The sequence below is a fragment of the Halomonas sp. IOP_31 genome (genome assembly GCF_021151495.1).
GTDB lineage: Bacteria > Pseudomonadota > Gammaproteobacteria > Pseudomonadales > Halomonadaceae > Modicisalibacter > Modicisalibacter zincidurans.
The window spans coordinates 34,955-48,167 of the sequence record NZ_JAIRBP010000014.1 but is presented as its reverse complement, the minus strand read 5'-3'; the positions used below and the strand labels follow the sequence as shown (position 1 = coordinate 48,167).

The following is a 13,213-nucleotide window of genomic DNA, read 5'->3' as shown; positions in this document are numbered from 1 at the left end:
CACCGGGCGCGACCAAAGTTGAAGCCCGCGAGTCATCATGAGCCCACTCCAGAGGGCGTACTCGGGCTTGCCGGTGAGGTGATGATTGATGCCGGCGCGTGCCATGACGAAAACCGCCCATCAGGAAGCCTGATGGGCGGTTTGCCCGTCGAGCTGACGCTTGACACAGCCGGTGCAGGGCGGAACTTTTGCGTTTCAGGCTATAACTTCAGGACAACAGGTTCGGCAGCCACAGCGAGATCGCCGGCACATAGGTAATCAATATCAAAAAGCCGAGCAGCAGACCCAGCCACGGCAGGCAGGCCTTGATCACCCAGCCGATCGAGCGCCCGGTGATCCCCGCGGTGACGAACAGGTTGAGCCCCACCGGCGGGGTCAGCATGCCGATCTCCATGTTGACCACCATGATGATGCCCAGATGGATCGGATCGATGCCCAACTGCGTGGCGATGGGGAACAGGATCGGCGCCATGATCAGCAGGATCGCCGAGGGTTCCATGAAGTTGCCCGCCGCCAGCAGCAGCAGGTTCATGATGATCAGAAAGCCCCATGCCGGTAGCCCCCAGGAGACGATCGCCTCGGCGATGGCATGCGGAATACGCTCGGTGGTCAGCACGTGGGCAAACAGCATGGCGTTGGCGATGATGAACAGCAACATCATCGACACCTTGGCGCCATCCAACACCACACCGCGCACCTCGCGGTTGGTAAAGGATCCCACGATGGCCAGCGGCACCTGCCACAGACTGCGCGCCAGAGCGCTCCCCAGGCTCTCGCCGGGGCGTTTCCACGGGTCGTCCTTGAGCGGCCCCATGTCGCGGTAGCCGACCACGGCCACCAGCCAGGCATAGATCGCGGCAATCGCCGCCGCCTCGGTGGGACTGGCCACACCGCCATAGATCGTGCCCAGTACCAACAGGATCAGCAGCAGGCCGGCCAGGGCCTTGCCGCCCGAGCGGAACAGCTGCCCGAATCCCGGGAAAGGCTGCGCCGGCAGCTTCATGATCCGTGCCGAGATATAGATGGCGATCATCAGGATACCGCCCATCAGCAGCCCGGGGACCAGGCCGGCCATGAACATCTTGGCCGCCGAGACCTCGGTGGCCGCCGAGTAGACCAGCATCACGATCGACGGGGGAATCAGGATGCCCAGCGTACCGGCGTTGGCGATCGCCCCCGCGGCATAGGATTGCGGATAGCCCTGACGCACCATGCCGGCGATGGTGATCGAGCCGATCGCGGCGACGGTGGCTGGCGACGACCCGGAAACGGCGGCGAACAGCATGCAGGCCATCACCGAGGCCATCGCCAGCCCGCCCTTGACATGCCCCACGCTGTCGGTAGCGAAGTTGATCAGGCGACGCGCCACCCCGCCGGTCGACAGAAAGGCGCTGGACAGGATGAAGAAGGGTATCGCCAGCAGCGTATATTGACCGGACACCGCCTCGAACAGCTTGATGGCGATCGAGCCCAGCGAGTCGTCGGAGAACAACAGAACTGTCGTCACACTGGAAAAACCCAGCGCAAAGGCGATCGGCATGCCCAGGAAGATGCCGAGGAACAGCAGAATGAACAGGGTCGCGATGGTCACGGGCGGCCCTCCTTGTCGTAGTCTTCGGGATTGCGCTGTTCGGCAAGATGCATGCTTTCCTGGCCCTCGTCGGAGAAACCGAAACTATCGGCCTCGCCCTTGATCACGCGCCAACCCAGCTCGGCGAAGCGCAGGACCAGCAACGCCATGCCGATCGGCAGAATCAGCGTGGCCTGCCACTTAGGGATGGGGATGTCCTGCAACTCGATCCCGATCATGTAGGTCAGTGACAGATACTCGTAGCTGCCGACCAGGATCAGGGCGCAATAGGCCAGGCACACGGCCAGGGCGATCAGCGTGACGATACGCTGGCCGCGTTTCGGCAGTTTCTTGACCAGCACGTCGACGCCGATATGCACGCCGTGCTTGACGCCCCAGGATACCCCGAACAGCACGAACCAGCCCGCGAGATACAGCGAGCCCTCCTGCGCCCAGCTGATGCCCTCGGCGAGCACGAAGCGATAGAACACTTCGACGCACACCAGGAACACTATGGCGACCAGCAGCAGACAGAAGACCGTCTCTTCCAGCTTGTTGAGCCAGCGCACAATCATTGGTTTTTCCTCGCTCGATCACCAAGACGGCGAGCCCGGAGGCTCGCCGTCGTTCGCAAAAGCCGCTGCCTCAACCCTTGTTGGCGGCCTGGGCGGCGTCGATCACATCCTGGCCGATCTCGTCGGCGAATTCCTTCCACACCGGTTTCATGGCGTCGACCCACTGCTGACGCTGCTCGGGGGTCAGCTCGATGATCTCGGACTTGCCGGAATCGACAATCGCCTGCTTGGCCTCCTTGTTCTCCTGGGCGGAGATGGCATTGCCATAAGCGATCGCCTTCTGCAGCGCCTCTTCGACGACCGGGCGCACGTCGTCCGGCAGGCCGTTCCAGAAACGCGCGGAAGACACCACCATATAGTCGAGCAGCCCATGGTTGGACTCGGTGATGTACGGCTGCACCTCGTAGAACTTCTGCGAATAGATGTTCGAATAGGTGTTCTCCTGGCCGTCGATGGCCCCGGTCTGCAACAGGATGAACACCTCGGAGAACGGCTTCTTGAGCGGCGCGGCATCGACCGCCTCGAACTGCGCATCGAGCACGTCGGAGGTCATGATGCGAAACTTCTTGCCGGCGGCGTCCTCGGGCACGCGCAGCGGCTCGGAAGCCGACAGCTGCTTCATGCCATTGTGCAGATAGCCCAAGCCAACCAGGCCCTTGTCCTGCAGCGAGGTCAGCAACTGCTTGCCGGTCGCGCTGTTCTGGAAGCGCTCCACCGCGGCCATGTCCTCGAACAGAAACGGCAGGTCGAAGACCTGGAGCTGGTCGGTATACTTCTGGAACTTGGACAGCGCCGGCGCGGCGAGCTGGACGTCGCCCAGCAGCATGGCCTCGAGCACCTGATCGTCGCCGTAGAGTTGGGAATTGGGATAGATCTCCACCTCGACCTGATCGCCGACCGAGCTTTTCTCGACCAGTTCTTTGAACTTTTCGGCCATCTGGCCCTTGGGGGTGTTCTCGGCGACCACGTGGGAGAACTTGATGGTGATCGGGTCGGCGGCGAAGGCCGACCCGGCCAGCATGATGCCGGCGGCCAGTGAGGCGAGCGAAGCAAGTGTGAGCGTACGCATGTTGTTGGTTCCTTGCGGATGTTATGGCGGTGAAAGTTCTGGCGATCGTCCGGCTTGTTGTCTCGGCCGCTGGTTGGCCGCCTGCGATGGCACCGGTCGCCTCTTTGTCAGCAATAGCCGCCTTAGCAAAAGTTGTGCCAACAAATAAATGCATTATTTAAACAATTATTTGCCAAATCCAGAAGATAACCGCCGCCGCCCATGGCCAGCCCGCTGTGCGTATATCCACACAGACTTGCCGAGCCGGCGTGCGGAAATCCACACATAGTTGATTTCCGCTGTCGCCGCCCCGATATCCCATCTATGTTTGAAAGCAGAATTCTTATCATCAACACTGAGGACAAAACATCTACAACGGATTGGTCGGGGCGGCAGTCTCTTTTGGCATCGCCGTAACGACGATCGCATTATCCGAGCCAAGGTGCCAGGATGCGCCATCAAGCAACGACAGTGGAGGAGATGCATCATGCAACACGAGTTTCCCGACTTGCCCTACGCCTACGACGCGCTGGAACCGGTCATCGACGAAACCACCATGCGGGTTCACCACACCAAGCACCACAAGACCTATTTCGACAAGTTCGTCGATGCGATCTCGGGGACCGAACTGGAAAACCAGTCCCTCGAGCAGATCTTCGCCAACATCTCCCAGCACAAGCCGGTGGTGCGCAACAATGCCGGCGGTTTCTACAACCACACGCTGTTCTGGAAGATGATGTCGCCGAACGGCGGTGGCGAGCCGCAGGGTGCGCTGGGTGAAGCGATCAACGCCAAGTACGGCTCGCTGGACGAGTTCAAGAAGGCCTTCCTGGGCGCCGCGACCGGCCAGTTCGGTTCCGGCTGGGCCTGGCTGGTGGTCAAGCCCGACGGCGAGCTGGAAATCACCTCGACCGCCAACCAGGACAACACCCTGATGAATGTCGCCAGTGTCCAGGGCAAACCGGTACTGGGCCTGGACGTCTGGGAGCATGCCTACTATCTGACCTACCTGAACAAGCGCCCCGACTACGTCGACAACTGGTGGCGTGTGGTCAACTGGGAGTATGCCAACGAGCTCTACCAGGCGGCCAAGGCCTGAGCGATCGCCTGAAGGATCGATGACGCCTCCTGGACCCATTGCACAAGAGGCGAACTTCAAAAAAGCCCTACCGCATGCGGTAGGGCTTTTTGCTGGTGTTCCTCACCGAGGGCGCGAGCCGATCAGGCCAGATTGTCGAGAATGCGCAAGCTCGCCGCCGACTGGTTGAGGGTGTAGAAATGCAATCCCGGCGCACCGCCATCGAGCAGACGCTGACACAGCTTCGACACCACCTCCTCGCCGAACGCCCGGATGCTCTCGCTGTCGTCGCCGTAGGCTTCGAGCTGCTTGCGTATCCAGCGCGGAATGTCGGCGCCGCAGGCATCCGAGAAACGCGCCAGCTTGGTGTAGTTGGTGATCGGCATGATGCCGGGCACGATCGGCGCCTCGACGCCCAGCGCGCGGGCCCGCTCGACGAAATGGAAGTACGCGTCGGCGCTGAAGAAGTACTGGCTGATCGCCAGGTCGGCGCCGGCCTGCACCTTGCGCACGAAATTCTGCAGGTCGTGTTCGAAGCTCGGCGCCTGGGGATGCGCCTCGGGATAGGCAGCCACGGCGATCTCGAAATGATCGCCGGTCTCGGCGCGGATGAATTCGACCAGCTCGTTGGCATAGCGCAACTCGCCGATGCCGCCCATGCCCGACGGCAGGTCGCCGCGCAACGCCACCAGACTGTCGATGCCGTCGTCACGATAGTGGTTCAGCAACTCGCGCATCTGCGCCTTCTCGCTGCCGATGCATGACAGGTGCGGCGCGGTGGTGATGCCGCATTCACGGACCTGCCTGACCGTGTTGTGGGTACGCGCCTGAGTCGAGCCACCGGCGCCATAGGTCACCGAGAAGAAGCGCGGTCGGCGCTCGGCCAGGGCATCGCGGGCCAGCAAGAGTTTTTCCCGGCCGGCGTCGGTGTTGGGGGGAAAGAATTCGAAGCTGATGCCCAGCGGATACTCACGTGTGCTCATTGTCAACCCTTGTCCAGCGCTGGCGGCGTAATGGCATGGCGGGCCGCTCTGCGCGGCCACTCGATGCAATGCATTGTGCCCGCCAAGCCGGAAGCGGACCAATGAAAGTTTCGCGCCGCAACTTCAATGGCAGTCATGTTGCTGCTTTTTGCGCGCAAGCGCTCGGGCGACGGTTCAGCGCGCTGCCAATCGGCGCGGCGAGCAGGCATGATGGCGCTTTTGCCGCGGAATCATCGATGTCTTACGCCGATCTCTACCAACCGCTATGGATGCTGCTGGCGTTCGTCGCTCTGGGCTGGCTGTGCGCCCGCCGGCTGGCACTCGATCCGCGCCCCATCGCCACCCTGCTGGTCTACGTCATCGCCCCGCTGACCTTCTTTCGTGCCCTGGTGCTCGGCGATCCCGGTGCCGACGACCTGTTGCTCAGCGCCGCGCTGTTCCTGCTATCGAGCGCCATCGCCCTGCTGGTCGCGCGGCTGGCCCGGCCGTTCTTTGCCGCCGAGGAGAGCGCCTTGCTGGCGTTCTCCTCGGGCACCGGCAATACCGGCTACTTCGGCCTGCCGATCGCGATGGTGCTGCTGCCCCCGGAGGGGGTGACCCAGTACCTGTTCTGCCTGCTGGGAATCAACCTGTTCGAGTTCACCGTGGGTTTCTACCTGAGCGCCCGTGGGCGCTTCTCGGTGCGCCATAGCCTGTCGCGCATCGCCCGGCTGCCGTTGATCTATGCGTTTCTCGCCGCGCTGCTGGTCAGCAGGATCGATGTACCGCTGCCCGGGGCGCTGCTCGACGGGCTCGACTACTTCAAGTACTGCTACACCGTGCTGGGCATGATGATCATCGGCATGACGCTCGGCCGAGTGACCCTGCGCGAATTCGATACGCGCTTCATCGCCGCCTGCGTGACGTTGCGCTATATCGTCTGGCCGCTGCTCAGCGTCGCCGCGGTGGCACTGCTTCAGGCCAGCGTGGGCATCGACGCCACCCTCGCCACGGCACTGCTATTGCTCGGCGTGGTGCCGATGGCGTCCAACGTGGTGGTGGTCGCCATGGAGCTCAACATTCGCCCCGAGAAAGGCGCCATCGCGGTACTGCTGACGACCCTGGCGGCGCCGCTGCTGATCCCGCCCTACCTCGGCGCGCTGCTGGTGCTGGTCGGGCTGGAATAGAGGCGGCCGCCAGGGCCTGCAGCACCTACCTGCCCGTCTCGATGACCTCGATACCGATACGGTCGCCGGGAATCACGCCGATCTTGTGCTGACACATGCTGGATATTCTTTGTCATTGGGCCCCGCTCAAAGATGGGCATTGAAGACTTTCATGAGTTCGGCCTTGTCTTCGAAGCCGATACCCGGCCGGTCTGGAAGGGCGACGAGCCCGTCCTCGACCGGCGTGGAATCGGCAAAGCCGCCGAAGGGCGCGAAGACGCGCGGGTAGGACTCGTTGCCGCCCAGCCTGAGGCCCGCGGCGATATTCAAGGCGAACTGGTGCCCCCCGTGGGGAATGCACTGGCGGGTCGACCAGCCGCGGATACGCAGTTCGTCGAGCATCCGCAGGTATTCGACCAGCCCGTAGGAAAGCACCGGGTCCATCTGCAGGATGTCGCGATCGGGGCGCATGCCGCCATGACGCAACAGGTTGCGCACGTCCTGGTGGGAGAACAGGTTCTCGCCCGTGGCGGTCGGGCCGGCATAGTGCTCGCACAGCTGGCGCTGCAGGGCATAATCGAGCGGATCGCCGGCCTCCTCGTACCAGCGCACCCCGTAGGGGGCCAGGCCATCGGCGAAGCCCAGCGTGGTCTTAAGGTCGAAACGTCCGTTGGCGTCCACCGCCAGGCGCGACGCCTCGCCCACCACCTCGAGTGCCGCCTCGACCCGGGGCAGGTCCTCGTCCAGCGGTACCCCGCCGATCTTCATCTTGGTGGCCAGGTAGCCCATGTCCAGGTAGTCGCGCATCTCCTCCTGAAGGCCGCGAATCTCCTTGCCGGGATGGTAGTAGCCGCCGGCGGCATAGACCGAAACGCGACGATCCGCCTCGCCGTCGCCGAAGCGCCCGGCCAGTAGCTGCGCCAACGGCTGGTTCTCGACCTTGGCCACGATGTCCCAGATCGCCATGTCGATGATCCCCACCGCCACCGAGCGCTCGCCATGGCCCCCCGGCTTCTCGTTGGCCATCACCGTCGCCCAGACCTTGAACGGATCGAGGTTGCGGCTGCTGTCGTCCAGCAGCGAGGCGGGATCGGCTTCCTCGAGGCGGGGCAAAAAGCGCTCACGCAGCAGGCCGCTCTGGGCATAGCGCCCGTTCGAGTTGAAGCCGTATCCCACCACCTGCCGGCCGTCGACCTTGGCGTCGGTGTAGATCGCCAGGATCGAGACATCCATCCTGGCGAAGGAAATGTAGGCATTGGCGATATCGGAGGCGATCGAGACCCGCGCTTCCTTGATGTCGGTAATTCGCATGCGTGCTCCTTGTCTTGAGGCCGATGTTGTTATTGAGCGATCATCACCAGATGCCGGACGGCAACCTGACACTCAGCACCTGCGTGAAGACCCGACAGAATGACCCGATCAGCGCCGCGACAATCGGCACTCCCGACGGGACGGCCCGGATGCGCACCTCAGAGGCTGAAGGAAGAAAGCCCGGAGTCGGGGGAATTATCGTGAATCATGAGCGGCCGATAACAAAACATAGGCTCCCAACATACCCCATTTCACCAGCAGTGCTAGCAGTCTGTCGGGTTTGGCCGATCGTCATGCGAAGCACGGGTTTCGAGTCAAATTGATCGATCGATTGGCGAATAGCGCGCTATGTAACGAAACGGACCGATGGCGTGGGCCGATCGCAGTAGGTCAGCGTCAAGTCCGACAGGCTGCTAAGCCACGAAGGCGATCCCCATCAACGGCGCCAGCAGGGCCTGGACCGCGACGCTGACGACGACCAGCAGCGCCGCCGTCATCGCCAGCGTCCAGCCGGACGCCCGGCCCAGCACGGCGATCTCGCCCGAGGGCGAGTGGAACAGCAGCGTGGCGGCGACGCGCAGGTAGTAATAGAGCGATATCACGGTATTGATCACAGCGAGCACGGCCAGCCAGGTATAGCCGCCATCGATCGTCACCTCGAACAGCAACAGCTTGCCGACGAAGCCCACCAACGGCGGAATCCCCACCAGCGACAGCAGCGCGACGATCAACACCGCACTGGCCAGCGGCCGGCTGTGAGCGAGCCCGCGGCAGTCGTCGAGCGCGGTGCGTCCGCGCCAATGGGTGACCACCGCGAAGGCGGCCAGATTGGCCAATGAATAAGCAACAAGAAACGCCAGCAGCGCCGGTAGGGCACGCGGCGCGGCGTCGAGCACCACGATCGCCATCAATGCATAGCCGGACTGCGACACCGACGACCAGCCGAGCAGCCGGCGCAGATCGCGCTGGCGCAGCGCCGCCAGGTTGCCCAGCGTCATGGTCGCGGCGGCGATCAGCGCGACGATCGCCGGCCAGGCCACGGCATCGGGCAGCAGCGCGACGAAGCGCGCCAGCGCCAGCGCCGCGCCAATCTTGGGGACCACTGTCAGCAGCGCCGCCGCCGGCGCCGGGGCGGCCTGGGCGACATCCGGCAACCAGGCGTGACCGGGAAACGCCGCCAGCTTGAAGCTCAGGCCGATGACCATGCAGGCCACTGCCAACACCAGCCCCCAAGGATCGACCCCGGCCGCCAGCGCCGCCGCGGTGGCCGCATAGCCAGTGTCACCGACCAGCCCGAACAGCAGCACCACGCCGAGTACCAACAGCGCGTTGGCCAGCGCGCCGATCAGATAGTACTTCATCGCCGCCTCGAGGGCCGGCGCCCAGCCGCGGTGAAAGGCCGCCAGCGGATAGCTGGCCACCGAGGTCAGCAGCACCCCGACCACCAGTTCCATGGTGTCGTGGGCCGCGGCCATCATCAGCGCACCGAGCAGCATGAACAGGCACAGCGCGTAATATTCGCCGTGACGCCGATCGCCGCGCAGCCAATCCGGCGACAGCCCGACGCACACCGCCCCGCTGACCAGGATCAGCAGCTTCGCGACGATCGCCGGGCGATCCAGCGCCCACACGCCGGCGAAGCTCAACTGCGGCGCCTGCCCCCACTGCGCCACGCTGGCCACGCCCGCCGCCGCCAGCGCGACCAGCGCCAGCCCGGCGGCCCAGGCTTGATGACGCTGCGCGGCGAAGGACGCAAACAGCATGATCGCTACCGCCGCCAGCAGTAAGATGAGCTCGGGAATCAGATCGCCGACCGACATCAGCGCCCCCCGACCAGTGCAGCCGAGGCCGCCTCGAGCAGCTCAAGCACGAAGCTCGGGTAGACGCCGATCGCCACGATGCCCAGCGACAGCACGCCCAGCACCAGCCACTCGGCACGACCCAGGTCGCTGAAGCTGGCCAGTGAGGCCGGCAGGTGGCCGAAAAACAGCCGCCGCAGCATGTCCAGGTACAGCGCTGCGGTGATCAGGATGCCGACGATCGCCAGTACCGCCAGCCAGGGATACACGGCCAAGGTGCCGGCGAACACCTGGATCTCGGCGACGAACCCGGCCAGCCCCGGCATGCCCAGGCTGGCGAAGGCCGCCAGCACTGTGAAGCCGGTGAGCAGCGGCGCCTGATACGCCAGCCCGCCGTAGTGCGCCAGTTGGTAGTCGCCGGTACGTTGCCACAACGAGCCGCTGATCAAGAACAGCGAGCCGGTGATCAACCCATGCACGACCATCTGCAGCGAAGCCCCGGCCAACGCCAGCTGCCGCGCGGCCGGCTCGCCCACCCAGGCGGCCGCCGCGGCAATGCCCAGCACGCTATAGCCCATGTGGTTGATCGAGGTGTAGGCGATGCGCCGCTTGAGGTCTTGCTGGCCCAGCGCCACCAGCGCTCCGTAGAGGATCGACAGCAGCGCCAGCGCCCCGATCCAGGGCGCGTAGCGAGCGAAGGTCTCGGCCATCATCGCCAGCGGCAAGCGGATCATGCCGTAGACGCCCATCTTGAGCAGCACCCCGGCGAGAATCGCCGAGACCGGCCCCGGGGCGTCAACATGGGCCTGCGGCAGCCAGGTGTGCAGCGGCACCAGCGGGGTCTTGATCGCCAGGCCCAGCATCAGCGCCAGAAATACCAATCCGGCGTAGAGCCCGCCGCCGGCCAACGGCTGCTGCTCGATCAGCTGGCGCATGTCGAAGCTGCGCGGCTCGAGCGAGAGATACAGGCCGATGATTGCCAGCAGCAGCAAGAGCGACCCGGCGAAGGTGTAGAGGAAGAACTTGAGCGCCGAGAGCTGCGGCTGGCCATGCCCCCAGCGGCCGATCAGGAAAAACATCCCCACCAGGCTGAGATCGAAGAACACGTAGAACAGCAGCAGGTCGAGGGTCAGGAACACCCCCAGCGACACGCCCTGCATGAACAGCAGCCAGGCATAGTAGCTCCTCGGCTCGCCGCGGGTATCGACGGGGTAGATCGCCGCCGCGCTGAACAGCAGCGCGCTCATGGTTGCCACCGCCAGCGCGATGCCGTCGACCCCGAGCCGGTAGGCCACCCCCAGCGACGGCACCCAGGGCAGCTCGACGACGTACTGGAACTGCGGCCCCCGCGGGTCAAAGCCCAGCCAGGCGACGATCAGCGCCGCGAGCGAGGCGCCGGCGGCGCCCATGGCGATGCGCCGCGCCTGGGCGGCACTCCAGCGCGGGTAACCGGCCAACGCGAGCGCCCCCAACAAGGGCACGGCCAGGGCGAGGGTCAGGATCACAGCAGGCCTCCTATCACCAGCAAGCTCAGGATCAGCACGACACCGATGACGATGGTGCTGTAGTAGTGGTGGGTCTGGCCGCTCTGGGCACGGCGCGCCCACGCGCCGCCCCAGTCGGTCAACCGGCCCAGGCCGCCGGGCAGGCCGTCGGCGAACGCCTCGCCACGCTGCGCATTGAGCCGTGCCAGGCCCTCGGCGACACGCGCCGAAGCGTGCAGGCCGGCATCGACCCCGGCGTCATCGAAGCGCGCCAGGTGTCGGGCGAGCGCGGCCACCGCGACCGCCACGCGCTCGAGCAGCGCGCTCAGGCCGAACCACTCGGCGATGACCGCCTGGCCGGCCGTGGCCGGCTCGACCCGATGGCCGGGGCGAGTCATCCACCAGCCGGCGGCGATCCCTGCCAGCACCAGCGCCAGCGACACCAGCAGCAACCACGTGTGGCTGGGCGGCCACTGGGTCGCCAGCCAGCCGGCAACGACCTGGCGCGCCGGCGGCCACCACAATACCGACAGCAACAGCGTGCCGATCGCCAGGCTGTGCAACGCGGCGAGCTCGCCGCGGGTGGGAGACGTCGACGACGGCAGGCGATCGCGTGTCCGGCGATCGGCACGGCCATAGGCCAGGCGCTGGAAACGGGTCGCGTAGAGCGCGCCCAGCCCGCCGACCAGGGCCACCGCCAGAGCCAGCCAGAGCGCTTGCTGACCCGCCGCCGAGGCGATCTGCTCCTTGCTCCAGGCCGAGCCCAGCGGAATCATCCCGGCCAGCGCCAGACTCAGGATCAGCGTGGTCGCGGCGACGCCCGGCAGCCGGCGGCCAAGGCGCATGTCGGCCAACGCATAGCCGCCGGACTCCTTGGCGGCGAGCCCGGCGGACAGAAACAACCCGGCTTTCATGAAGGCATGGGCGACGAAGTGCACCAGCGCGACCGCCGGAAAGCCGGCACCGATCGCCAGCCACATCAGCCCGTACTGCGACGAGGTCGAGGCCGCCAGCAGCTTCTTGGCATGGCCCTGATGCATCGCCGTCACGGCGCCCGCCAGCGCGGTGGCCAGACCGATCGCAACGACCAGCGGAGCGAACCAGGCCACGCCGTCGAGGGTCGGCTGCAAACGCGCCAGCAGGAAGGTACCGGCGGCCAACAGGGTCGCTGCGTGCAGCAGCGCCGAAACCGGCACCGGCCCGGCCATGGCGGCGAACAGCCAGGCCGAAAACGGCAGCTGCGCCGACTTGGCGGCCGCTGCCAGCACGATCCCCGCCACCGCAACGTTCAGCAGCGGACCGTCGAGCGTGGCAAGGTCCGCGTAGCCGAAGCCGCCGCTGCCGGCGAACACCGCCATGGCGGCCAGGTACAGTCCCAGATCGCCGAAGCGCGTGGTCACGAAGGCCGTCAGCGCCTTGCGAGTCACTCCCGCCTCGCCCCAGCGGTGACCGATCAGCGCCCACGAACAGGCACCGATCAGCTCCCAGGCGATCAGCAGCGTCAGCAGATCATCAGCCAGTACCAGCCATTGCATGGTGCCGACGAAGGCAATGATCAGCGTCATCAGCCGGGTACCGTCACGGCCGGCCTTACCCGGCGGAAGCTCGTGGCAACCCGCGTAGACGATGATCGGCAATGCAATCAGCGGTACCGCCAGGGTGAACACCGCCGCGGCGCGCGACGGCGCCAGGGTCAGCATCAGCGCCTCGCTCCAGCGATAGCTCGTCTCGCCCCAGTCGCCGGCCAGGGCGAGCGCCGCCAGCCCCAGCGTGGCCAGCATGGTCAGCGCCGCCGCGGATGTCAGCGCGCCGCGCCCCAGCCGCGCGCCACTCAGATAAAGCAGCGCCGCCGCACCTATCGGCAATCCTCCCAGCGACCACAACATCAGTGCTTGAGCTCGCCGAGCGCTTCGGTCATGTCGGCCTGATTGGTGCGGAACACCGCCACCACCAGGGCGAAGCCTATGGCCATCTCGATCGCCATTACCGCCATGACGACGATCGTCAGTAACTGACCCTCCGGGACGCCGGCAGCGCTCAGCGCCCAGAACGCCACCGCGGCGAGCATCACCCCATTGAGCATCAGCTCCAGGCCCATCATCAGCATCACGAACGACTGCTGCGACAGCGCGCCGTACAGGCCGATGCCGATCAGCGCGGCGGCTACCAGCAAGAGGCTAACCAAGGTCATTCCACGTCTCCCTGTGTCGGTTGCTCGCG

General features: G+C 65.4%; 11 protein-coding genes. 2 read left to right on the top strand and 9 right to left on the bottom strand.

The genetic code is table 11. The annotated features are described in order from the left end of the window. Window positions 1–208: 208 nt before the first annotated feature. The 3 genes from K7I12_RS09265 to K7I12_RS09255 form a co-directional block, all read right to left on the bottom strand. Window positions 209–1,591 carry a TRAP transporter large permease gene (locus K7I12_RS09265; RefSeq protein ID WP_031385247.1) on the bottom strand — a complete coding sequence of 461 codons (1,383 nt, stop codon included), beginning with the start codon at window positions 1,589–1,591 and terminating at the stop codon, window positions 209–211. Continuing rightward, complete coding sequence (locus tag K7I12_RS09260) at window positions 1,588–2,145, bottom strand: TRAP transporter small permease (RefSeq protein ID WP_201448215.1); 558 nt, start codon at window positions 2,143–2,145, stop codon at window positions 1,588–1,590. The genes K7I12_RS09265 and K7I12_RS09260 overlap by 4 nt, the downstream gene beginning before the upstream one ends. A 70-nt stretch (window positions 2,146–2,215) precedes the next feature. Beyond that, window positions 2,216–3,214, bottom strand: coding sequence for a TRAP transporter substrate-binding protein (locus tag K7I12_RS09255; protein WP_031385245.1), 999 nt, complete (start codon window positions 3,212–3,214; stop codon window positions 2,216–2,218). Between the two features lie 466 nt (window positions 3,215–3,680). Between K7I12_RS09255 and K7I12_RS09250 the strand changes: the two genes are divergently transcribed. Continuing rightward, on the top strand, window positions 3,681–4,292 hold the full coding sequence (locus K7I12_RS09250; RefSeq protein ID WP_231663990.1) for a superoxide dismutase: 612 nt from the start codon (window positions 3,681–3,683) through the stop codon (window positions 4,290–4,292). A gap of 122 nt (window positions 4,293–4,414) precedes the next feature. Here K7I12_RS09250 and metF read toward each other — a convergent pair whose 3' ends face one another. Continuing rightward, window positions 4,415–5,254 carry a methylenetetrahydrofolate reductase [NAD(P)H] gene (gene metF, locus K7I12_RS09245; RefSeq protein ID WP_231663989.1) on the bottom strand — a complete coding sequence of 280 codons (840 nt, stop codon included), beginning with the start codon at window positions 5,252–5,254 and terminating at the stop codon, window positions 4,415–4,417. A gap of 236 nt (window positions 5,255–5,490) precedes the next feature. Here metF and K7I12_RS09240 point away from each other — a divergent pair, with 236 nt between their 5' ends. Beyond that, window positions 5,491–6,420, top strand: a complete 930-nt coding sequence (locus K7I12_RS09240) for an AEC family transporter (protein ID WP_031385242.1) — start codon at window positions 5,491–5,493, stop codon at window positions 6,418–6,420. A gap of 126 nt (window positions 6,421–6,546) precedes the next feature. Here the strand turns inward: K7I12_RS09240 and K7I12_RS09235 are convergent, their stop codons facing one another. The 5 genes from K7I12_RS09235 to nuoK all read right to left on the bottom strand — a co-directional run bounded on the left by K7I12_RS09235 (window position 6,547) and on the right by nuoK (window position 13,184). After that, the gene (locus tag K7I12_RS09235) at window positions 6,547–7,710 is read right to left on the bottom strand and encodes a mandelate racemase/muconate lactonizing enzyme family protein (protein ID WP_031385241.1); all 1,164 of its coding nucleotides are present in this window, start codon (window positions 7,708–7,710) and stop codon (window positions 6,547–6,549) included. A 413-nt stretch (window positions 7,711–8,123) separates the two neighbouring features. Then, window positions 8,124–9,530 (bottom strand): NADH-quinone oxidoreductase subunit N, encoded by a 1,407-nt coding sequence (locus K7I12_RS09230; protein ID WP_231663988.1) that lies wholly within the window; start codon window positions 9,528–9,530, stop codon window positions 8,124–8,126. Next, complete coding sequence (locus tag K7I12_RS09225) at window positions 9,530–11,014, bottom strand: complex I subunit 4 family protein (protein WP_084173648.1); 1,485 nt, start codon at window positions 11,012–11,014, stop codon at window positions 9,530–9,532. The genes K7I12_RS09230 and K7I12_RS09225 overlap by 1 nt, the downstream gene beginning before the upstream one ends. Then, the gene (locus K7I12_RS09220; RefSeq protein WP_031385238.1) at window positions 11,011–12,879 is read right to left on the bottom strand and encodes an NADH-quinone oxidoreductase subunit 5 family protein; all 1,869 of its coding nucleotides are present in this window, start codon (window positions 12,877–12,879) and stop codon (window positions 11,011–11,013) included. The genes K7I12_RS09225 and K7I12_RS09220 overlap by 4 nt, the downstream gene beginning before the upstream one ends. Beyond that, window positions 12,879–13,184, bottom strand: coding sequence for an NADH-quinone oxidoreductase subunit NuoK (gene nuoK, locus K7I12_RS09215; protein ID WP_031385237.1), 306 nt, complete (start codon window positions 13,182–13,184; stop codon window positions 12,879–12,881). Before nuoK ends, K7I12_RS09220 begins: the two co-directional genes overlap by 1 nt. Window positions 13,185–13,213 lie beyond the last annotated feature (29 nt).

What these genes read in the sequence shown, in the direction of transcription:
- K7I12_RS09235 (WP_031385241.1), bottom strand. Translation starts at nt 7,710, where the DNA reads ATGCGAATTACCGACATCAAGGAAGCGCGGGTCTCGATCGCCTCCGAT.
- K7I12_RS09220 (WP_031385238.1), bottom strand. Translation starts at nt 12,879, where the DNA reads ATGTTGTGGTCGCTGGGAGGATTGCCGATAGGTGCGGCGGCGCTGCTT.
- K7I12_RS09250 (WP_231663990.1), top strand. Translation starts at nt 3,681, where the DNA reads ATGCAACACGAGTTTCCCGACTTGCCCTACGCCTACGACGCGCTGGAA.
- K7I12_RS09255 (WP_031385245.1), bottom strand. Translation starts at nt 3,214, where the DNA reads ATGCGTACGCTCACACTTGCTTCGCTCGCCTCACTGGCCGCCGGCATC.
- metF (WP_231663989.1), bottom strand. Translation starts at nt 5,254, where the DNA reads ATGAGCACACGTGAGTATCCGCTGGGCATCAGCTTCGAATTCTTTCCC.
- K7I12_RS09260 (WP_201448215.1), bottom strand. Translation starts at nt 2,145, where the DNA reads ATGATTGTGCGCTGGCTCAACAAGCTGGAAGAGACGGTCTTCTGTCTG.
- K7I12_RS09230 (WP_231663988.1), bottom strand. Translation starts at nt 9,530, where the DNA reads ATGTCGGTCGGCGATCTGATTCCCGAGCTCATCTTACTGCTGGCGGCG.
- K7I12_RS09240 (WP_031385242.1), top strand. Translation starts at nt 5,491, where the DNA reads ATGTCTTACGCCGATCTCTACCAACCGCTATGGATGCTGCTGGCGTTC.
- nuoK (WP_031385237.1), bottom strand. Translation starts at nt 13,184, where the DNA reads ATGACCTTGGTTAGCCTCTTGCTGGTAGCCGCCGCGCTGATCGGCATC.